This is a genomic window from Halomonas getboli, from assembly GCF_023094245.1.
Taxonomy (GTDB): Bacteria; Pseudomonadota; Gammaproteobacteria; order Pseudomonadales; family Halomonadaceae; genus Halomonas; species Halomonas getboli.
Map to the genome: position 1 here is coordinate 33892 of NZ_JALMEW010000005.1, position 20814 is coordinate 54705.

Consider the following 20814-nt stretch of genomic DNA (forward strand, 5'->3'; position numbering starts at 1 on the left):
TAACATGGCCAACCGTCTGAACAACGACTTCCAGTTCATCGACGTGGGTCGCCAGGACCCCGAGAAGAAGTCCGCGCGTACCCGGGCGAAGCAGTTCGCCGAGATCTACGAGCCGTTCCAGCCGCAGGACGCCGCGACCCAGGCGCATCGCTGCCTCCACTGCGGCAACCCGTACTGCGAGTGGAAGTGCCCGGTCCACAACTACATCCCCAACTGGCTGCAGCTGGTCAGCGAGGGCAACATCCTGGAGGCCGCCGAGCTCTCCCATCGCACCAACTCGCTGCCCGAGGTGTGCGGCCGGGTGTGCCCGCAGGACCGCCTGTGCGAGGGCGACTGCACCCTCAACGACGGCTTCGGTGCGGTGACCATCGGCTCGGTGGAGAAGTACATCACCGACACCGCCTTTGCCATGGGCTGGCGTCCGGACATGTCCGGGGTGACCTGGACCGACAGGAAGGTGGCGATCATCGGCGCCGGCCCGGCCGGCCTCGGCTGCGCCGACATCCTGGTGCGCAACGGCGTCAAGCCGGTGGTGTTCGACAAGAATCCCGAGATCGGCGGCCTGCTGACCTTCGGCATTCCCGAGTTCAAGCTCGAGAAGACCGTGATGGAGCGGCGCCGCGCCGTGTTCGAGGAGATGGGCGTCGAGTTCTGCCTGGGCGTGGAGATCGGTCAGGACATGCCGTTCGACAGGCTGCTCGAGGAGTACGACGCGGTGTTCCTCGGCATGGGCACCTACAAGTACATGGAGGGCGGTTTCCCGGGCGAGGATCTGCCGGGCGTGCACAAGGCGCTCGACTACCTGATCGCCAACGTGAACCACTGCCTGGGCTTCGAGAAGGACCCGGCGGATTTCGTCTCGCTGGAAGGCCAGAAGGTCGTGGTCCTCGGTGGCGGCGACACCGCCATGGACTGCAACCGCACCGCCATCCGTCAGGGGGCGTCCGCGGTGACCTGTGCCTATCGTCGTGACGAGGACAACATGCCCGGTTCGCGCAAGGAAGTCGCCAACGCCCGCGAGGAGGGCGTGGAATTCCTGTTCAACCGCCAGCCGGTGGCGGTGGTCGGCGAGGACAAGGTCGAGGGCGTGAAGGTCGTGCGTACCCGCCTCGGCGAGCCGGACGAGAACGGTCGCCAGCGTCCCGAGGTGGTGCCGGGTTCCGAGGAAGTGGTGCCGGCCGACGCCGTGGTCATCGCCTTCGGCTTCCAGCCGAGCCCGGCGCCCTGGTTCGAGACCGTGGGCATCGAGGTCGACGAGAAGGGCCGGGTCAAGGCGCCGGAGCAGGGTGCCTACGCCTTCCAGACCACCAACGAGAAGATCTTCGCCGGTGGTGACATGGTGCGCGGCTCCGACCTGGTGGTCACCGCCGTGTACGAAGGCCGCCAGGCCGGCGAGGGCATCCTCGACTACCTGGACGTCTAGGCGCCGAGCTACAAGCGCCGAGCTACAAGAAACCCCGAAGGTCAGGCCTTCGGGGTTTTCTTTGGCTCTGGGCGATCTCACGCTGCTGAATTGCAGCTTGCAGCTTGCAGCTTGCAGCTTGCAGCTTGCAGCTTGCAGCTTGCAGCTTGCAGCTTGCAGCTTGCAGCTTGCAGCTTGCAGCTTGCAGCTTGCAGCTTGCAGCCCAAATTGAGCCGGGGGCCGCACTCTGCTATTCTGTCGTCCCATCCTGGCGCGGCTTCCTGCCGGGCCTACCGATCACGTTTCGACAGGTTCTCCATGACACGATATATCTTCGTGACCGGCGGCGTTGTGTCCTCTCTTGGCAAGGGCATCGCGTCGGCTTCGCTGGCGGCGATTCTCGAGGCACGGGGCCTCAAGGTCACCATGCTCAAGCTCGATCCCTACATCAATGTGGATCCGGGCACCATGAGTCCTTTCCAGCATGGCGAGGTGTTCGTCACCGAGGATGGGGCGGAAACCGACCTGGATCTCGGCCACTACGAGCGCTTCATCCGCACGAAGATGAGCCAGGCCAACAACTTCACCACCGGGCGCGTCTACGAGCACGTGCTGCGCAAGGAGCGCCGCGGCGACTATCTGGGCGGCACCGTGCAGGTGATTCCTCACATCACCGACGAGATCAAGCGTCGGGTCTATGAGGGCGGCAAGGACGCCGACGTGGCGCTGGTCGAGATCGGTGGCACCGTGGGCGACATCGAGTCGCTGCCGTTCCTCGAATCGATCCGTCAGATTCGCAGCGAGCTGGGCGCGAGCCGGGCGATCTTCATGCACCTGACCCTGGTGCCCTACATCCAGACCGCCGGCGAGACCAAGACCAAGCCGACCCAGCACAGCGTCAAGGAGCTGCGCTCGATCGGTATCCAGCCGGACATCCTGATCTGCCGCAGCGAGGTCGAGCTCGAGGAGACCGAGCGCCGCAAGATCGCGCTGTTCACCAACGTCGAGGAGCGGGCGGTCATCCCGCTGCAGGATGCCGATACCATCTATCGCATTCCGCTGATGCTGCACCAGCACGGTCTCGACGAGATCGTCTGCGACAAGCTGCGCCTGGAGGCCAGCGAAGCCGACCTGTCCGAGTGGATCCGCGTGCTCGACGCCAAGCTCAATCCGCTCAAGTCGATCAACATCGCCATGGTTGGCAAGTACATGGAGCTGCTCGACGCCTACAAGTCGCTCAACGAGGCGTTGGTGCACGCCGGCATCCAGACCCGGGTCAAGGTCAACATCGACTATATCGACTCCGAGGACATCGAGCGTCATGGCCCGGAACGCCTGGCCGGCAAGGACGCCATCCTGGTGCCCGGCGGCTTCGGCGAGCGCGGCGTGGAAGGCAAGATCCAGACGGCCCGTTTCGCCCGCGAGAACGACATCCCGTATCTCGGCATCTGCCTCGGCATGCAGGTCGCGGTGATCGAGTTCGCGCGCCACGTGGCCGGCTGGAGCGACGCCAATTCCACCGAGTTCACCCACGACACTCAGCACCCGGTGGTGGGTCTGATCACCGAGTGGCTGAGCCCGGAAGGCAAGATCGAGCTGCGCGACGAGGCCTCCGATCTGGGCGGCACCATGCGTCTGGGCGGCCAGGTCTGCCATCTGGCGTCCGGTTCCAGGGCCCGCGAGGCCTACGGCAACGAGGAAATCGTCGAGCGTCACCGCCACCGCTATGAGGTCAACGACCAGTTCGTCGCCGACCTCGAGAAGGCCGGCCTGGTGGTCTCCGGTCGCAGCGTCGACAGCTCGCTGGTGGAGATGGTCGAGCTGCCCGATCATCCCTGGTTCGTGGCCTGCCAGTTCCACCCGGAGTTCACCTCCACGCCGCGTGACGGCCATCCGCTGTTCACCGGCTTCGTGAATGCGGCGCTGGAGCACAAGGCGGCGCGCACCCGCGCCCAGAGCACCCCACAGGAGTGAGCGTCATGTCCGTCCCGGAACGCCTGATCGACATTGCCGGCCTCCGGGTCGGCAATGACCAGCCGCTGACGCTGTTCGGCGGCATGAACGTGCTGGAATCCCGCGAGCTGGCTCTCGAGGTGGCCGAGGCCTACGTCGAGGTCACCGGCCGGCTCGACATGCCGTACGTGTTCAAGGCCAGCTTCGACAAGGCCAACCGCAGCTCCATCCACTCCTTCCGCGGCCCCGGTCTCGACCGGGGTCTCGAGATCCTCGCCGAGGTGAAGGAACGCTTCGGCGTGCCGATCATCACCGACGTGCACGAGCCCTGGCAGGCGGCGCCCGCCGCCGAAGTGGCCGACGTCATCCAGCTGCCGGCCTTCCTCGCTCGCCAGACCGATCTGGTGGTGGCGATGGCCGAGACCGGCGCGGTGATCAACATCAAGAAGCCCCAGTTCCTGGCGCCTCACGAGATGCGCCACATCCTGCGCAAGTGCGAGGAGGCCGGCAACGACCGGCTGATCCTGTGCGAGCGCGGCACCAGCTTCGGCTACAACAACCTGGTGGTCGACATGCTCGGTTTCGGCGAGATGAAAGAGACCGGCTACCCGCTGCTGTTCGACGTCACTCACGCCCTGCAGCGCCCGGGCGGGCGCTCCGACAGTGCCGACGGCCGTCGCGCCCAGGTCGCCGAGCTGGCCCGCGCCGGCGTGGCCGTGGGGCTCGCCGGGGTGTTCCTGGAGTCCCATCCGGATCCGGACAACGCCAAGTGCGACGGCCCCTGCGCCCTGCCGCTCGATCGTCTCGAGCCCTTCCTGTCCCAGCTCAAGGCGCTCGACGAGCTGGTCAAGGGCTTCGCGCCGCTCGAGATTTCCTGACCCAACGCTGATTCACTCAACGCTGACTCATTAAGGACGAGACAACATGACCAAGATCGTCGATGTTCGCGCCCTCGAGGTGCTCGATTCCCGCGGTAACCCCACCGTTCAGGCCGAAGTGCGCCTGGAGAGCGGTGCCGTGGGCACGGCCTGTGCCCCCAGCGGTGCCTCTACAGGCTCCCGCGAGGCCCTCGAGCTGCGTGATGGCGACAAGGCCCGCTACCTGGGCAAGGGCGTGTTGAAGGCCGTGGAGGCCGCCAACGGCGTGATCCGTGAGCGTCTGGTCGGCATGGACGCGCGTGATCAGCGTGCCCTGGACGAGGCCATGCTCGAGCTCGACGGCACCGACAACAAGGCGAACCTTGGCGCCAACGCCATCCTCGCCGTGTCGCTGGCCGCCGCCAAGGCCGCCGCCAACGCCAAGGGCGCGCCGCTCTACGCGCATATCGCCGAGCTCTACGGCCAGCCGAGCCAGTACCGCATGCCGGTGCCGATGATGAACATCCTCAACGGCGGCGAGCATGCCGACAACAACGTCGACATCCAGGAGTTCATGATCCAGCCGGTGGGCGCGCCGAGCTTCCGCGAAGGCCTGCGCATGGGCGCCGAGATCTTCCACGCCCTGAAGAAGGTGCTGTCCGCACGCGGTCTGTCCACCTCGGTGGGCGACGAGGGTGGTTTCGCGCCGAACCTGGCGTCCAACGCCGAGGCCCTGGCGGTGATCAAGCAGGCTGTGTCCGACGCCGGCTACGAGCTGGGTCGCGACATCACCCTGGCCCTCGACTGCGCCTCCTCCGAGTTCTACAAGGATGGCGTCTACGATCTCTCCGGCGAGGGAAAGCAGTACGACGCCGCCGGCTTCGCCGACTATCTGGCCGAGCTGAGCGAGCAGTACCCGATCGTCTCCATCGAGGACGGCATGGACGAGTCCGACTGGGACGGCTGGAAGGCGCTGACCGACAAGATCGGCGACAAGGTGCAGCTGGTCGGCGACGATCTGTTCGTCACCAACACCCGCATCCTTAAGCGCGGCATCGACGAGCAGATCGGCAACTCCATCCTGATCAAGTTCAACCAGATCGGCTCCCTGTCCGAGACCCTGGACGCCATCAGGATGGCCCAGGACGCCGGCTTCACCGCGGTGATCTCCCATCGCTCCGGCGAGACCGAGGACACCACCATCGCCGACCTGGCCGTGGGCACCGCCGCGGGTCAGATCAAGACCGGCTCGCTGTGTCGCTCCGACCGCGTCGCCAAGTACAACCGCCTGCTGGTGATCGAGCAGGAGCTCGGCGAGCGCGTCGACTACCCGGGCCGAGCGGCCATCAAGGGTCAGTAAGCGGGTCCGACGGCGTCCGCCGTGTAGGAAATCGCCTACACGCCCCCGGCGAGATCCGTGACATTTTGCCTGCTAATACCGGCGCCATTATGGCGCCGGTATTTTCTATCTTTTTGTTTTTGAAGAATTTTCAAAAATTGCTGCCGGTGATGCGATTATGGCCGACGGGCAGGGGCCCGGTTGAGAACTCTCCCAAGGCTGCCAGAATGAACAGCGGGACAAGGGAGAGCGGAGTCTCTCCCGGCAGGACGCCACGGGATGCAGTCTCAAGCCGAGCTTGGTACGGCAGGATGCCGTTTCCGGGCAGGGAAGGCTACAGGAGTTCGAGCGGAAGGAACCGCTCAAGGATGGCTAGGAGCGGGCGGCCCTCGGGCCGCCTTCTTTGCCTTAGTGTTCTCCTTATCGCAGCATGACACGACAACGCCGAATGTCGAGAGACATTCGGCGTTGTCGTGTCCAGGCGTCGTGCGCGGGCGTGGCGTCAGGCGATCAGCGCTCCAGCTGCTCGGCCTTGCCGGGCTTGCCGTCCCACTCCTCGGCGTCGGGCAGCGGGTCCTTCTTCTCGGTGATATTCGGCCACGTCTCCGCCAGCTCGGCGTTGATCTCGATGAACTGTTCCTGTCCTTCCGGCAACTCGTCTTCCGAGAAGATCGCCTCGGCCGGGCACTCGGGCTCGCACAGCGCGCAGTCGATGCACTCGTCGGGATGGATCACCAGGAAGTTGGGTCCTTCGTAGAAGCAGTCCACCGGGCAGACCTCGACACAGTCGGTGTACTTGCACTTGATGCAGTTTTCGGTGACGACGAATGTCATGCCAGTCTCCCTTCCTCGAGGCCGGGGTGCGCCGCGGCCGGTCGGTCTTGAATGTCGAATTGGGTTATAAAAAACTTTCTTTTTTATAATAAGTAGCGCTTGATCGGACCATTCTAGTCGGCCCGTTATCTTCCCCGCAAGCGGTGGTCCGTCAAGCCGGCGGCGAGTGCCGCCGGCGGTATCGGCCTTACAGGCTCTCCTGCCAATGATAGAGCCACTCCAGCGCCTGGCGCGGGCTGAGCTCGTCCAGCGCCAGCCCCGAGAGGCTCTCCACCACCGGGTGCGGTGCGCTGGCGAACAGGTCAGCCTGCTGGGGCGAGGCCTCGCCCTCGAGCGGCGCTGCCGGGGCGCGCTGGCCCTGGTCGACCTCCTGCTGCTCCAGGGTGGCGAGCTTCTCCCGCGCCCGGGCGATCACGCCCTGGGGCACGCCGGCCAGCTGGGCGACCTGCAGGCCGTAGCTCTGGCTGGCCGGGCCGTCCTCGACCCGGTGCATGAACACGATGCCGTCGCGATGCTCGGCCGCCGTCAGGTGCACGTTGGCCACGCCGGCGGCCTGCTCGGCCAGCGCGGTCATCTCGAAGTAGTGGGTGGCGAACAGCGTGAAGGCGCGGGTGCGGGTCAGGTGCTCGGCGCTGGCCCAGGCCAGCGAGAGGCCGTCGAAGGTGCTGGTGCCGCGGCCGATCTCGTCCATCAGCACCAGGCTGTGGTCGGTGGCGTTGTGCAGGATGTTGGCGGTCTCGGTCATCTCCACCATGAAGGTCGAGCGGCCGCCGGCCAGGTCGTCGGAGGAGCCGATGCGGGTGAAGATGCGATCCACCGGGCCGATGCTCGCGCTGTCGGCCGGCACGAAGCTGCCGGTGTGGGCGAGCAGGGTGATCAGCGCCGCCTGGCGCATGTAGGTGGACTTGCCGCCCATGTTGGGGCCGGTGATCACCAGCATGCGCCGCTCGTCGTCCATCACCATGTCGTTGGGCACGAAGGGCGAGTCGCTGACCCGCTCGACCACCGGGTGGCGGCCGCCGCGGATGTCGAGGCCCGGGGCCTCCGGCAGCGCCGGGCGCGCCAGGTCCAGCGAGCGGGCGCGCTCGGCCAGCGCGGCCAGTACGTCCAGTGCGGCCAGCGAGCGACCGGTGGCCTGCAGCGGGGCCAGTTCGGCGTTGAGGTCGTCGAGCAGGCCGTCGTAGAGCAGCTTCTCCCGGGCCAGGGCGCGGGACTTGGCCGACAGCGCCTTGTCCTCGAACTCCTTGAGCTCGGGGATGATGAAGCGTTCGGCGTTCTTCAGCGTCTGGCGGCGGATGTAATCCACCGGCGCCTCGCGGGCCTGGGCGCGGGGAATCTCGATGTAGTAGCCGTGCACCCGGTTGTAGCCGACCTTGAGGCCGGCGAGCCCGGTGCGTTCGCGCTCGCGGGTCTCAAGCTGCACCAGATAGTCGCCGGCATGCTCGGCCAGTCCGCGATGCTCGTCGAGCTCGGCGTCGAAGCCCTCGGCGATCACGCCGCCGTCGCGGATCACCACCGGCGGATTCTCGATCAGCGCCCGGCTCAGGGTGTCGGCGAGCTCGGGATAGGGCCGGATATGGCGCCTGAGCTCGTCCAGGGCGGTGCCGTCGTCGTACTCGGCGAGCTCGGCCTCGAGTTCGGGCAGGGCGGCCAGGGCGTCGCGCAGTCGGGCCAGGTCACGGGGGCGGGCGCTGTACAGCGCCACCCGGGCCAGGATGCGCTCCACGTCGCCGATCGCCTTGAGCGTCTCGCCCAGCGGCAGGAAGCCGTCGCGGTCGAGCAGGGCGGCCACGGCGGCCTGGCGGGCGCCGACCTGGTCGCGGTCGCGCAGCGGGCGGTTGAGCCAGCGCTTGAGCAGCCGCGAACCCATGGCGGTGGCGGTGGTGTCGAGCACGCTGGCCAGGGTGTTGTCGCTGCCGCCGCCCAGGTTGACGTCGATCTCCAGGTTGCGGCGGCTGGCGGCGTCGATCACCACGGCGTCGTCGCGGCTCTCCACGCCGATGGCGGTGACGTGGGGCAGCTGCGAGCGCTGGGTGTCGCGGGCGTAGTCGATCAGCACGCCGGCGGCGGTGAGCGCGGCCTCCAGGTGGGCGCAGCCGAAGCCGCGCAGGTCCTGCACGGCGAACTGGTCGCACAGGGTGCGGGTGGCCGATTCCAGATCGAACAGCCAGTCGCTCTGGCGGCGCAGGCCGCGGCGCTCCTCGAGCGACGGCGGAAGGCTCAGGCTCTCGGCCACCAGCAGCTCCGCCGGATCGAGGCGGGTCAGCTCGGCCAGCATCTCGGCCTCGCCTTCCACCTCGAGCACGCTGAAACGCCCGCTGGAGAGTTCCAGCCAGGAAAGCCCCCAGCGCTCGCCGGCGGGATGGATCGCCACCACCAGGTTGTCGCGGCGGGCGTCGAGCAGTGCCTCGTCGTAGAGGGTGCCGGGGGTGACGATGCGCACCACCTTGCGCTCCACCGGGCCTTTGGCGGCGGCCGGGTCGCCCATCTGCTCGCAGATGGCCACCGACTCGCCGGCGGCGACCAGGCGCGCCAGATAGCCCTCGGCGCTGTGGTAGGGCACGCCGGCCATGGGAATCGGCTGGCCGGCGGACTGGCCGCGCTGGGTCAGGGTGATGTCCAGCAGAGCCGCGGCGCGCTTGGCGTCGTCGAAGAAGAGTTCGTAGAAGTCGCCCATGCGGTAGAACAGCAGCACCTGGGGGTGCTCGCGCTTGATCTTCAGATACTGGGCCATCATCGGCGTGTGCGGCTTGGTGCTGGCCTGTGACATGGGCTTCCCTGGCTGGCGGTGGAGACGGTGAGAAACGCGGATATGGGGATGGCGTGAGGTGCCATGCATCTCGCGGACAAAGCCAGTATTCTACGCCCAAGGATGGCCTTCGTCAGGGGCATCAAGACAACCTCGGAGCCAGCGTTGCCGTCGTTGCGGCGGGCTGATCCGGCGACAGATCTGCGAGGGGGCGCTGTGAACCCGTCCATGGGCGCTACCGATGCCATCCCTGGCATAGGACCCCCTCTACGATCTGTCCCTGGCGCCCGCGTATCGTGATCCGTGGCGACCGGCCGCATGCGAGAATCTGGAGAGAAGCCGATGTCCGTATCGCCCGAGACGCGCCGTCTCGCCGAACGCCTCGGCGCGCTGTGCCGCGAGCGCGGCGCGAGCGTCGCCACCGCCGAGTCCTGCACCGGCGGCGGGGTGGCGAATGCCATCACCGAGATCGCTGGCAGCTCGGACTACTTCGAGACCGGCTACGTGACCTATTCCAACGCCGCTAAGACGCGCCTGCTGGGCGTGCCCGAGGCGCTGCTCGAGCGCGTCGGGGCGGTCAGTCACGAGGTGGTCGAGGCCATGGTGGCCGGCGCCTGCGCCGAGAGCGGCGCCGATCTGGCCGTGGCCATCAGCGGCGTGGCCGGCCCCGGCGGCGGCAGCGCCGAGAAGCCGGTGGGCACGGTGTGGCTGGCCTGGGGCGCCCCGGGGCGGGTGCGCACCGAGCGTCGCCACTTCGCCGGCGAGCGCGACGCGGTGCGTGATCAGGCCGTGAACGTCGCCCTGCAGGGGCTGATCGACGAGCTGGAAAACGGCTAGTCCGGCCTCGGCCGATGCGGTCGGTTCGGGGTGGCCGAGCGGCCGCTTTTTCGTCATACTACTGTGCAGTCATACAGTGATTTTCGGCGGCCGTTGTGCCGTCATTCTGACAATGTTTCGTCATCGCCGTGCGTCACGGCGATCGCTTAGGAGACTCTCATGGCTCAGGACGACAATCGTTCCAAGGCGCTCAACGCCGCGCTTTCCCAGATCGAGCGCCAGTTCGGCAAGGGCACCGTGATGCGCCTGGGCGATACCCCGCGCGTGGTGATGCCGTCGGTATCCACCGGCTCCCTGGGGCTGGATATCGCCCTGGGCATCGGCGGCCTGCCCTACGGCCGCGTGGTCGAGATCTTCGGTCCGGAATCCTCTGGCAAGACCACCCTGACCCTGTCGGTGATCGCCCAGGCCCAGAAACAGGGCAAGACCTGCGCCTTCATCGACGCCGAGCACGCCCTCGACCCGAGCTACGCCGAGAAGCTCGGCGTCAATCTCGACGACCTGCTGGTCTCCCAGCCGGACACCGGCGAACAGGCGCTCGAGATCTGCGACATGCTGGTGCGCTCCGGCGGCGTCGACGTGATCATCATCGACTCGGTGGCGGCGCTGACCCCGCGCGCCGAGATCGAGGGCGAGATGGGCGACTCCCACGTCGGCCTGCAGGCCCGTCTGATGTCCCAGGCGCTGCGCAAGATCACCGGCAACATCAAGAACGCCAACTGCATGGTGGTGTTCATCAACCAGATCCGCATGAAGATCGGTGTGATGTTCGGCAGCCCCGAGACCACCACCGGCGGCAACGCGCTCAAGTTCTACTCCAGCGTGCGCCTCGACATCCGCCGCACCGGCTCGGTCAAGCAGGGCGACGAGGTCACCGGCAACGAGACCCGCGTCAAGGTGGTCAAGAACAAGGTCTCGCCGCCGTTCCGTCAGGCCGAGTTCCAGATCCTCTACGGCAAGGGTATCTACCACGCCGGCGAGGTGGTCGACCTGGGCGTGCAGTGCGGCCTGGTCGACAAGGCCGGCGCCTGGTACAGCTACCAGGGCAGCAAGATCGGGCAGGGCAAGGCCAACGCCGCTCAGTTCCTCGAGGACAACCCGGCGATCATGGAAGAGATCGAGAGCCAGATCCGTGCCCAGCTGCTGTCCACGCCGGAGCCCAAGGAAGAAGAGGCCAAGGCCGAAGCCGGCGGGGACGCGGGCGGCGACGAGCTGCTCTAAGCCATGTCCGGCTTTGCGCGCGAGGCCGACGCCACGCCTCGTGATGACGCCATCCGCCTGCTGGCCCGGCGCGAGTACGCCCGGGCCGAGCTGCGCAACCGCTTGACCGCCAAGGATCATTCGCCCGAGGCGGTCGAGGCCTGTCTGGACGAGCTCGTTGAGCAGGGGCTGCAGTCCGATGCGCGCTTCGCCGAGAGCTTCCTGCGCTCCCGGGTCGCCCGCGGTCAGGGCCCGGTGCGCATCCGCGCCGAGCTCTCGCGGCGCGGCATCGACGCCGACACCGCTCGGGCGGCCTTCGACGAGGCCGGCGGCGAGGTCGACTGGTTCGAACTCGCCGCCGAAACCCTTGGGCGGCGCTTCTCCGGCCCCGGCGAGGGGCCGAAGGAGCGCGCCCGTCGCGAGCGCTTCCTGGCCGGGCGCGGCTTCGATTTCGACCAGCTCCGGCATGCCATGGCGCATGCCTGGGACGACGCCTGAACGCCCCGCTCTTTAGTCGCTTGACGACTGCGCTATAATGGGTCCCTTTGCGAACGCCCCGGGTGGCAGTCCGATGATGGCTGCCGTGCCCGTCCTGCGGGCCACCATGCCTATCGCCACGGATACCCCATGAAAAGCGCAGACATCAGACAGGCCTTTCTGAGTTACTTCGAGGAGCAGGGCCACACCATCGTGCCGTCCAGCTCCCTGGTGCCGGGCAACGACCCGACCCTGCTGTTCACCAACGCCGGGATGGTGCCGTTCAAGGACGTCTTCCTCGGTCGCGACCCGCGCCCCTACGTCCGCGCCACCTCGGCCCAGCGCTGCGTGCGCGCCGGCGGCAAGCACAACGATCTCGACAACGTCGGCTACACCGCCCGCCACCACACCTTCTTCGAGATGCTGGGCAACTTCAGCTTCGGCGACTATTTCAAACGCGACGCCATAGGCTTCGCCTGGACCTTCCTCACCGAGGTGCTGGGCCTGCCGAAGGAGAAGCTGTGGGTCACCGTCCACGTCAGCGACGACGAGGCCGAGCGCATCTGGAAGGACGAGATCGGCATCGATCCGGAGCGCTTCTCCAAGCTCGACGAGGACAACTTCTGGCAGATGGGCGACACCGGCCCCTGCGGCCCGAGCTCCGAGATCTTCTTCGATCACGGCGCCGAGGTCTGGGGCGGTCCTCCCGGCAGCCCCGAGGAGGACGGCGACCGCTACATCGAGATCTGGAACCTGGTGTTCATGCAGTACGATCGCGACGCGGCCGGCGAGATGCATCCGCTGCCCAAGCCGTCCATCGATACCGGCATGGGCCTGGAGCGAATCGCCGCGGTGATGCAGGGCGTGCACTCGAACTACGAGATCGACCTGTTCCAGAACCTGCTCGAGGCGGCGGCCCGGGCCACCGGTCACGACGACACCTCCACGCCCTCGCTGCGCGTGATCGCCGACCATATCCGCTCCTGCGCCTTCCTGATCACCGACGGCGTGCTGCCCTCCAACGAGGGTCGTGGCTATGTGCTGCGCCGGATCATCCGCCGCGCGGTGCGCCACGGTCACAAGCTGGGCGCCAAGGGCAATTTCTTCCACAAGCTGGTGGGCGCGCTGGACGCCGAGATGGGCGGGGCCTATCCCGAACTGCGCGAGGCGCGTCACCAGATCGAGCGCGTGCTGCTCAAGGAAGAGGAGCAGTTTGCCCGCACCCTGGATCACGGCATGGGCCTGCTCGAGGAGGCGCTGGCCGGCCTGGAGGGCGACACCCTGTCGGGCGAGACGGTGTTCAAGCTCTACGACACCTATGGCTTCCCCTATGATCTGACCGCCGACGTCTGCCGCGAGCGCGGCGTGAGCCTCGACGAGGCCGGCTTCGAGCGCGAGCTGGAGGCCCAGCGCGAGCGCGCCCGGGCGGCCAGCCAGTTCGGCGCCGACTACGAGGCGGCGCTCGATCTCGAGGGCGAGACCGACTTCACCGGCTACGAGCGCCTCGAGGACCAGGCCACGGTCACCGCCATCGTCGATCGCGAGGGCAACCCGCTGGCCGGCCTCGAGGTCGAGCAGCGCGGCATGGTGGTGCTCGACCGCACGCCGTTCTACGCCGAGTCCGGCGGTCAGGTGGGCGACACCGGCTACCTGGAGTTCGAGGGCGGCCGCTTCCTGGTCACCGACACCCAGAAGCAGAGCGGCCACCACCTGCATCACGGCGTGCTGCTCGAAGGTGAGCTCTCGGTCGGTGCCCAGGTGACGCCGAAGGTCGACGCCAGCCTGCGCGCGGCCAGCGTGCGCAACCACTCGGCCACCCACCTGATGCATGAGGCACTGCGCATCGTGCTCGGCGATCACGTCCAGCAGAAGGGCTCGCTGGTGACGCCGGAGCGGCTGCGTTTCGACTTCAGCCACTTCGAGCCGGTCAGCGCCGAGCAGCTGGCCGAGATCGAGCGGTTGGTCAACGAGCAGGTGCTGGCCAACGCCGACACCCGCATCGAGCACATGACCCTGGACGAGGCCAAGGAGAAGGGCGCCGCGGCGCTGTTCGAGGCCAAGTACGCCGACAGCGTGAGGGTGCTGACCATCGGCGCCGACGACTTCTCGATCGAGCTGTGCGGCGGCACTCACGTTCGGCGCAGCGGTGACATCGGCTGCTTCCATATCGTCAGCGAGGCCGGCGTGGCCTCCGGCGTGCGCCGCATCGAGGCGATCACCGGCGAGGGCGCGCTGGCTTACTTCCGCGAGCAGGAAGCGCGGGTGGCGCGCATCGGCGAGCGCCTCAAGGCCAAGCCCGAGCAGGTCGAGGAGCGCGTCGAGTCGCTGGTCGAGCGCAACCGCGGCCTGGAGAAGGAGCTCGAGCGGCTCAAGGCCAAGCTGGCCAGCGCCGCCGGCAACGACCTGCTCGACGAGGCCCGCGAGGTCAAGGGCGTCAAGGTGCTGGCCAAGCGCCTGGAGGGCGTCTCGGGCAAGGAGCTGCGCGGCATGCTAGACCAGCTCAAGAACAAGCTGGGCTCCGGCATCGTGGTGCTCGGCGTGGCCGACGAGTCGGCCGGCAAGGTCAGCCTGATCGCCGGCGTCACCGACGATCTCACTGCCCGGGTCAAGGCCGGCGCGCTGGTCAATCACGTGGCCGGGCAGGTCGGCGGCAAGGGCGGGGGCAGACCCGACATGGCCCAGGCCGGCGGCAGCGATGCCGCGGCCCTGCCGGCGGCGCTGGAGAGCGTCCCGGCCTGGGTCGAGGCGGCGCTCTAGGCGTTCCGGGGCCGAAGGCGGCAGCGTCTTCGGCCCCTCGTGTATCCGGCCTCGCGACCTTTCATTCATTCCAATGCTAAATCGACAGAGGGACAACGACGCATGGCACTATACGTACAGAAGTTCGGCGGTACCTCGGTGGGCTCCGTGGAGCGCATCAAGGCCGTGGCCGAGAAGGTCAAGGGCTTCCGTGACGCCGGCCATCAGGTCGTGGTCGTGGTCTCCGCCATGAGCGGCGAGACCAACCGCCTGATCGGCCTGGCCAACGACATCAACGACGAGCCGACCCCGCGCGAGCTGGACATGCTGGTGTCCACCGGTGAGCAGGTCACCATCTCGCTGCTGACCATGGCCCTGCACAAGCTCGGCGTGCCGGCCACCTCCTATACCGGCTCCCAGGTCGGCATCATGACCGACAGCGCCCACACCAAGGCGCGCATCCAGCGCATCGAGACCGACGACATGCGCCAGGACCTGGACGACGGCCAGGTGGCCGTGGTCGCCGGCTTCCAGGGCGTCGACGAGGAGGGCAATATCACCACCCTCGGCCGCGGTGGCTCTGACACCACCGGCGTGGCCCTGGCCGCGGCGCTGAAAGCCGACGAGTGCCAGATCTATACCGACGTCGACGGTGTCTATACCACCGACCCGCGCGTCTGCTCCCGGGCCCAGCGCCTGGACACCATCACCGTGGAAGAGATGCTGGAACTGGCCAGCCTCGGCTCCAAGGTGCTGCAGATTCGCGCCGTCGAGTTCGCCGGCAAGTACAACGTGCCGCTGCGCGTGCTGTCCAGCTTCGAGGACGGCCCCGGCACCCTGATCGTTGCAGATTCCGACAAAGACGAGGACTCCATGGAAGAACCGCTGATCTCCGGTATCGCCTTCACCGCCAACGAGGCCAAGCTGACCCTGCTCAACACCCCGGACGTGCCGGGCGTGGCCTCGAAGATTCTCGGTCCGATCGCCGATGCCAACATCGAGATCGACATGATCGTGCAGAACGTGGCGCCGGCCGGCGACTACACCGACTTCACCTTCACCGTGGCCAAGGGCGACTACAAGCAGACCCTGCGCATCCTCGAGGATCAGGTGCTGCCGGCGCTGGGCGAGGGCGAAGTGAAAGGCGATGACAAGATCGCCAAGGTCTCGCTGGTCGGTGTCGGCATGCGTTCCCACGCCGGTGTGGCGTCCAAGATGTTCCGCGTGCTGTCTGAAGAGAACATCAACATTCGCATGGTGTCCACGTCCGAGATCAAGATCTCGGTGGTGGTCGACGAGAAGCAGATGGAGCTGGCGGTGCGCGCCCTGCATCAGGCCTTCGGCCTGGACAAGGACGACATCGAAAGCGAATAAGGCGTCGTAGCCTGCCGTCAGCTTCTACGCTTGTAGGGAAACCCGTGGTCGATCCGAAGTGAGCTTTCATTCAACGAGCTCGTAGGGTGTCATGGGCGAAGCCTGCGGACAGGGGGCGTCGGGCGGGAGCCGGCTCCCTGTACCGCGGACGAGCATCCCGCAGTCAGAAGTCTGAGAAGGAGATCAGTCATGCTCATTCTGACCCGCCGTGTCGGCGAAACCCTGATGATCGGCGATGACATCACCGTCACCGTGCTGGGCGTCAAGGGGAATCAGGTTCGTATCGGCGTCAATGCCCCCAAGGACGTTGCCGTGCATCGCGAGGAGATCTATCAGCGCATTCAGCGCGAGAGAACCGACGAGGATGTCGACGACGAAGCGGGGAGCTGAGTGCCCGCTGTCCGGCAGGTGAGTCCGGCAGGCAAGAAAAAATGCCGGACCCTCTGGACAAACCCCAGGCGTATCGGTAGGATACGCACCTGTCGATGAGGGAGAGGTGGCCGAGTGGCTGAAGGCGCTCCCCTGCTAAGGGAGTAAGGGGTTTATAGCCTCTTCGAGGGTTCGAATCCCTCCCTCTCCGCCATCATTGACAAGAAGGTATGCGCCCGTAGCTCAGCTGGATAGAGTACCTGACTACGAATCAGGTGGTCGGAGGTTCGAATCCTCCCGGGCGCGCCATCTTCTACCGGATGATGCTTCATCATCTCCGCGGTGAGATATCTCATTGCATTCAGCGCCCGTAGCTCAGCTGGATAGAGTACCTGACTACGAATCAGGTGGTCGGAGGTTCGAATCCTCCCGGGCGCGCCAGATACCGGACCCGCTCTCCTTGCGAGAGCGGGTCTTCTGCTTTTCGTATTCTCTTTTTTGCTAGCCGGATCGCCGTGCCCATAGAGGGGTCGGTGTCCGTGATCGTTCAGGCGCCGTCGCATTGCGACGTGCGCCTTTTTTTATGTTCGCGTTCGATGGACGGTTCGCTCCTGGTCGGGGTCAGGCACTCGTGGCGGCGGGCAGGGCGCTTGTGGCTGCAAGGCCAGCGAGGAAATCGTCCAGCTCGGTGACCCGGCGCAGAGCCTGAAAGCGACGCGCCGCTTCCTCATCACGGCTGCGCATGTGATTCAGCCACTGCTTGAGCAGCGAGACTACGATCTTGCCCGGCAGCACGCAGCGCTTGGCGGCCGCATAGTCGCTCAGCACCCGCGCCCGCTCGGGCCATGTCGTGGCCGGCAGGCGTTCGCCGGTGGCCTGCCAGTGGCGGATGCGGGGCGCCAGGCCGGGGTCTGCCAGGGCGCCGCGGCCGAGCATCACGTCGGGGCAGCCGGACAGCGTGCGGGCCTTCCAGTAGTCCTCCAGCGTCCAGATGTCGCCGTTGGCGATCACCGGAATCGACAGCCGGGCGCGGATGCGGCCGATCCACTCCCAGTGGGCCGGCGGCCGGTAGCCCTCGCGACGGGTGCGTGCATGCACCGCCAGCTGGCGGGCGCCGGCATCTTCCGCGGCCCGGCCGCAGGCCAGCGCCAGGCGGCGGTCGTCGAAGCCCAGACGGATCTTGGCGGTCACCGGAATGGCGTCGCCCACGGCGTCGTGGACGGCGGCCACGGCGGCATGCACCCGCCGCGGGTCGCGCAGCAGCGAGGCGCCGCCGTCGTGGCGATTGACCAGCTTGGCCGGGCAGCCGAAGTTCAGGTCCAGGCTGCTGGCGCCGAGTGTCAGCGCCTGGCGGGCGTTGGCGGCCAGCGCCGCCGGGTCCGAACCCAGCAGCTGCAGGTGTACCGGCACGCCGGCCGGCGTGAGCGGCAGCGATGCGGTCAGCTCAGGGCAGTGGCGGTGGAAGACCCTCGGCGGCAGTCGGGTGTCGACCACGCGCACGAATTCGGTGACCGTCCAGTCGAAGCCCGGCATGCGCGTCAGCAGGTCGCGGGTGACGTCATCGATCACGCCCTCCATGGGGGCCAGGCCGATACGGCCGGGGTGCAGTAACTCCATCTCGTCAGCGCCTACCCTGTTGCCATTGCGATCATGCGGGAGGGTGGCAGCTTATACGCTCCACGCGCCGCTGCAACATGCCCGTGTCGCCGGAGGCGTCGAAGCTGCCGACGACGCGCCATCTTCCTGTCACCTGCCGACCCTAGCCTGAGCGTAACGGCGCCGCGACGGCGTTCGGCGAGGAGGGGACGGCATGATCGATATCGAGCGGGCCCTGCGCGACAAGGCTCCGAAGCTGGCGGCCCGGCCGCCCTGGCTGTTCGGGCCGCTGGTGGCGGGGCTGCGGCGCCTGGTGCACGAGCGCGAGATCAACGATTTCCTGGCCCGGCACGGTGAGCTCGGCTGGTGCGAGTTCATCGACCGTGTGTTCGAGCATCTCGATGTCGGCTACACGCTGTCATCGAAGGATCGCGAGCAGATTCCCGAGGTCGGGCGGGTGGTGGTGGTCGCCAATCATCCGCTCGGCGCCCTGGACGGCCTGGCGTTGCTGCGCATGGTGGCCGAGGTGCGCCCCGACGTCAGCGTCCTGGCCAACGACCTGCTGCTGCAGCTGGCGCCGCTGTCGGAGGCGATCGTGCCGGTGGACAACCTCTCGCGGCGCGGGCTGCGTCGCAGCCTCGCCCAGATGACCGAGGCGCTGGAGGCGGAGCGGGCGGTGATCGTCTTTCCCGCCGGCGAGGTCTCCCGCGCCGGGCTGCGCGGCGTGCGCGACGGCAAGTGGCAGTCGGGCTTCCTGCACGCCGCCCGGCGCACCAATGCGCCGCTGCTGCCGGTTCACGTGCGTGGCCGCAACAGTGCACATTTCTATGCGCTGACCTCACTGCGCAGCGAGGCCGGACCCCTGCTGCTGCCCGACGAGATGTTTCGCCAGCGCGGGCGCCATATCGCGCTGAGGGTCGGTGGGCCGATCCCGCTGGCGCAGTTCGATCGCGATGACCTGACCACGCCGGTCAAGCTCAAGCTGCTGCGCAAGCACGTCTACCGGCTGGGGCGAGGCAAGCGCGGCGTGTTCGTCGGCGAGACCGGCATCGCCCGCCCCGAGCCCCGGCAGGCGTTGCGCGAGGAGCTGCGCGAGGCCGAGTCGCTGGGCGAGACGGCCGACGGCAAGCGCATCCTGCTGGTCGACAGCCATCCTGACTCGGCGGTGATGCGCGAGATCGGACGCCTGCGTGAGGTCGCCTTCCGCCGGGTGGGCGAGGGCACCGGCCGCAAGCGCGACCTGGACGAGTTCGATGCCTATTACCGCCACCTGGTGCTGTGGGACGACCGCGACCTGGAGATTGCCGGCGCCTACCGGCTCGGCGAGGTGGGGCGAATCCTCGAGCGTCACGGCATCGAGGGGCTCTACAGCGCGACCATCTTCCACCTGGAGCAGGCGCCCTGGTCACAGTGGCGTCATGGGCTGGAGCTGGGGCGCAGTTTCGTTCAGCCGCGCTACTGGGGGCGTCGCAGCCTGGACTATCTATGGGTCGGTCTCGGCGCCTACCTGCGGTGCCATCCCGAGGTGCGCTGGCTGTTCGGGCCGGTGACCCTGCCCAACCATCTGCCGGCCCTGGCCAAGGAGCTGCTGGTGAGCTATTACCGCCACTACCACGGGGACGACGACAGCCGGATACGGCCGCGGGCGCCCTGGCGGCTCTCGCCGGCCGGGGAACAGGAGGCGGCACGGCTGTTTCGCGGTGACGATGCCAGGGAGGACTTCCAGCATCTGCGCCACGGGCTGCAGGCGCTGGGGGCCAGCGTGCCGGCCCTCTACAAGCAGTACACGGAGGTCACCGAACCCGGCGGCACGCGTTTTCTGGCCTTCGGCGTGGACACCGCCTTCGGCTACTGCACCGACGGCCTGGTAGCGGTGGACCTGGCGCGCCTAAGGCCGGAGAAGCGGGCGCGCTATATCGGCGTGACGAAAGGGGTGGAGGCCGCCGAGCGGGCGGCGTCAGGCGGTGTCGGGGTCGAGGATCGCGAGGCGTCCCTTGAGGCGGGAGGTGAGCGCTGAGAGGTCGCGCTCGGTGTCCCGGGGCCAGCCCAGCGTCAGCACCACCCCGTCGGCGGCATAGTCGGCGGCGTCCACCGGCACGTCGCGCTCGGCGCACCAGGCCCGGGCCTGGGCCTCGCCGGCGAAGTCGACCTTCAGGCGCAGCGGGTCGCGCTCGGTGACCTCGCGGGTCGGCAGGGTCTCCAGCGCCTCGCTTACCGCCTGGCCATAGGCGCGGGCCAGGCCGCCGGTGCCGAGCTTGGTGCCGCCGAAGTAGCGGGTTACCACGCAGCCGGCCTGGCCGATACCGGCGCCTTCCAGCACCTGGTACATCGGCCGCCCGGCGGTGCCGCCGGGCTCGCCGTCGTCGGAGAAGCCGATGGCGTTCTGCTCGCCGGGCGGGCCGGCGATGAAGGCGCTGCAGTGGTGGCTGGCGTTGGGGTGCGTGCGCCGAGCGGCGGCGAGCAGCGCCTCGAAGGCGGCGGCGTCCGGGGCATGACAGACCCAGGCGATGAAGCGGCTCTTCTCGACCTCGAGTTCGGTCTCGCGCCATTCGCCGGCGGGCAGGTCGGGAACGGGGTAGCGCATCAGGCGGCCAGGTCCGTCTGTCGCACCACGCCCATCACCAGCCCCAGTACCTGAATGTCGCTGTTCTTCAGGTAGATAGGTGGCATGGCTTCGTTGGCCGGCTGCAGGCGCACGCCGGACTTCTCGATGTAGAGCTTCTTCAGGGTGACCTCCTGGTCATTGATCATCACCACCGCGGTCTCGCCGTTCTCGGCGCTCTCGCGACGTTCGATGATGATCACATCCCCGTCGAAGATGTTGCAATCGATCATCGAGTCGCCGCGCACGCGCAGCGCATAGGTGTTGCGCTTGACCATGCGCCTCGGCACCTCGACGCTGCCGGCATCGATGCAGGCGTCGATGGGCACACCGGCGGCGACGCTGCCCAGCAGCGGCACCTCGACCAGGTCGCGGTCATCGAGCGGCGCCCAGGACTCGGCGATGGGCAGATTGGGCTGGCGGAGCAGGTACTGAGGGGCGAGTGACATGCGCGGCATCTCCCGTCGGCGGTGACTGTTGATACATACA

The 20814-nt window shown here is 67.6% G+C and carries 16 protein-coding genes and 3 tRNA genes; 14 read left to right on the forward strand and 5 right to left on the reverse strand.

The features are described from left to right. Nucleotides 1-4: 4 nt before the first annotated feature. The 4 genes from MYL53_RS11390 to eno all read left to right on the forward strand — a co-directional run bounded on the left by MYL53_RS11390 (nucleotide 5) and on the right by eno (nucleotide 5572). On the forward strand, nucleotides 5-1423 hold the full coding sequence (locus MYL53_RS11390) for an FAD-dependent oxidoreductase (protein WP_247854078.1): 1419 nt from the start codon (nucleotides 5-7) through the stop codon (nucleotides 1421-1423). A 297-nt stretch (nucleotides 1424-1720) separates the two neighbouring features. Beyond that, the gene (gene pyrG, locus MYL53_RS11395) at nucleotides 1721-3376 is read left to right on the forward strand and encodes a CTP synthase (RefSeq protein WP_247854079.1); all 1656 of its coding nucleotides are present in this window, start codon (nucleotides 1721-1723) and stop codon (nucleotides 3374-3376) included. A gap of 5 nt (nucleotides 3377-3381) precedes the next feature. After that, nucleotides 3382-4233 (forward strand): 3-deoxy-8-phosphooctulonate synthase, encoded by an 852-nt coding sequence (gene kdsA / locus MYL53_RS11400; protein ID WP_247854080.1) that lies wholly within the window; start codon nucleotides 3382-3384, stop codon nucleotides 4231-4233. Between the two features lie 46 nt (nucleotides 4234-4279). Then, nucleotides 4280-5572 carry a phosphopyruvate hydratase gene (gene eno, locus MYL53_RS11405; RefSeq protein ID WP_247854081.1) on the forward strand — a complete coding sequence of 431 codons (1293 nt, stop codon included), beginning with the start codon at nucleotides 4280-4282 and terminating at the stop codon, nucleotides 5570-5572. A 489-nt stretch (nucleotides 5573-6061) separates the two neighbouring features. On the opposite strand, the gene fdxA is transcribed toward eno, so the two are convergent. Together fdxA and mutS are read right to left on the reverse strand one after the other, a co-directional pair. Beyond that, on the reverse strand, nucleotides 6062-6385 hold the full coding sequence (gene fdxA / locus MYL53_RS11410) for a ferredoxin FdxA (protein WP_247854082.1): 324 nt from the start codon (nucleotides 6383-6385) through the stop codon (nucleotides 6062-6064). Nucleotides 6386-6572: 187 nt separating this feature from the next. Further along, nucleotides 6573-9155 carry a DNA mismatch repair protein MutS gene (gene mutS / locus MYL53_RS11415; protein WP_247854083.1) on the reverse strand — a complete coding sequence of 861 codons (2583 nt, stop codon included), beginning with the start codon at nucleotides 9153-9155 and terminating at the stop codon, nucleotides 6573-6575. Between the two features lie 321 nt (nucleotides 9156-9476). Between mutS and MYL53_RS11420 the strand changes: the two genes are divergently transcribed. From MYL53_RS11420 to MYL53_RS11460, 9 genes are all read left to right on the forward strand, one after another. Beyond that, on the forward strand, nucleotides 9477-9971 hold the full coding sequence (locus MYL53_RS11420; RefSeq protein WP_247854084.1) for a CinA family protein: 495 nt from the start codon (nucleotides 9477-9479) through the stop codon (nucleotides 9969-9971). Between the two features lie 159 nt (nucleotides 9972-10130). Beyond that, on the forward strand, nucleotides 10131-11192 hold the full coding sequence (recA, locus tag MYL53_RS11425; RefSeq protein ID WP_247854085.1) for a recombinase RecA: 1062 nt from the start codon (nucleotides 10131-10133) through the stop codon (nucleotides 11190-11192). A 3-nt stretch (nucleotides 11193-11195) separates the two neighbouring features. Next, nucleotides 11196-11669, forward strand: coding sequence for a regulatory protein RecX (locus MYL53_RS11430; RefSeq protein WP_247854086.1), 474 nt, complete (start codon nucleotides 11196-11198; stop codon nucleotides 11667-11669). 129 nt (nucleotides 11670-11798) lie between these two features. Continuing rightward, nucleotides 11799-14405 (forward strand): alanine--tRNA ligase, encoded by a 2607-nt coding sequence (alaS, locus tag MYL53_RS11435; RefSeq protein WP_247854087.1) that lies wholly within the window; start codon nucleotides 11799-11801, stop codon nucleotides 14403-14405. Between the two features lie 102 nt (nucleotides 14406-14507). Beyond that, nucleotides 14508-15758 (forward strand): aspartate kinase, encoded by a 1251-nt coding sequence (locus MYL53_RS11440; RefSeq protein ID WP_247854088.1) that lies wholly within the window; start codon nucleotides 14508-14510, stop codon nucleotides 15756-15758. Between the two features lie 189 nt (nucleotides 15759-15947). Further along, the gene (gene csrA, locus MYL53_RS11445; RefSeq protein WP_247854089.1) at nucleotides 15948-16148 is read left to right on the forward strand and encodes a carbon storage regulator CsrA; all 201 of its coding nucleotides are present in this window, start codon (nucleotides 15948-15950) and stop codon (nucleotides 16146-16148) included. Between the two features lie 100 nt (nucleotides 16149-16248). Then, a tRNA-Ser gene (locus tag MYL53_RS11450) sits at nucleotides 16249-16341 on the forward strand. Between the two features lie 18 nt (nucleotides 16342-16359). After that, nucleotides 16360-16436 (forward strand) — tRNA-Arg (locus MYL53_RS11455). A gap of 55 nt (nucleotides 16437-16491) precedes the next feature. Continuing rightward, nucleotides 16492-16568: transfer RNA gene (locus tag MYL53_RS11460), tRNA-Arg, on the forward strand. A gap of 180 nt (nucleotides 16569-16748) precedes the next feature. On the opposite strand, the gene MYL53_RS11465 is transcribed toward MYL53_RS11460, so the two are convergent. Continuing rightward, on the reverse strand, nucleotides 16749-17744 hold the full coding sequence (locus MYL53_RS11465; RefSeq protein WP_247854090.1) for a tRNA dihydrouridine synthase: 996 nt from the start codon (nucleotides 17742-17744) through the stop codon (nucleotides 16749-16751). A gap of 193 nt (nucleotides 17745-17937) precedes the next feature. Here MYL53_RS11465 and olsF point away from each other — a divergent pair, with 193 nt between their 5' ends. Then, the gene (olsF, locus tag MYL53_RS11470) at nucleotides 17938-19740 is read left to right on the forward strand and encodes a bifunctional ornithine lipid synthase OlsF (RefSeq protein WP_247854091.1); all 1803 of its coding nucleotides are present in this window, start codon (nucleotides 17938-17940) and stop codon (nucleotides 19738-19740) included. Here olsF and MYL53_RS11475 read toward each other — a convergent pair. Next, entirely contained in the window at nucleotides 19681-20307 is a 627-nt protein-coding gene (locus MYL53_RS11475; RefSeq protein WP_247854092.1) for an IMPACT family protein, read from the reverse strand. The two genes, olsF and MYL53_RS11475, sit on opposite strands and share 60 nt — an antisense overlap. Continuing rightward, entirely contained in the window at nucleotides 20307-20774 is a 468-nt protein-coding gene (gene lexA / locus MYL53_RS11480) for a transcriptional repressor LexA (protein ID WP_247854093.1), read from the reverse strand. The genes MYL53_RS11475 and lexA overlap by 1 nt, the downstream gene beginning before the upstream one ends. Nucleotides 20775-20814: the final 40 nt, after the last annotated feature.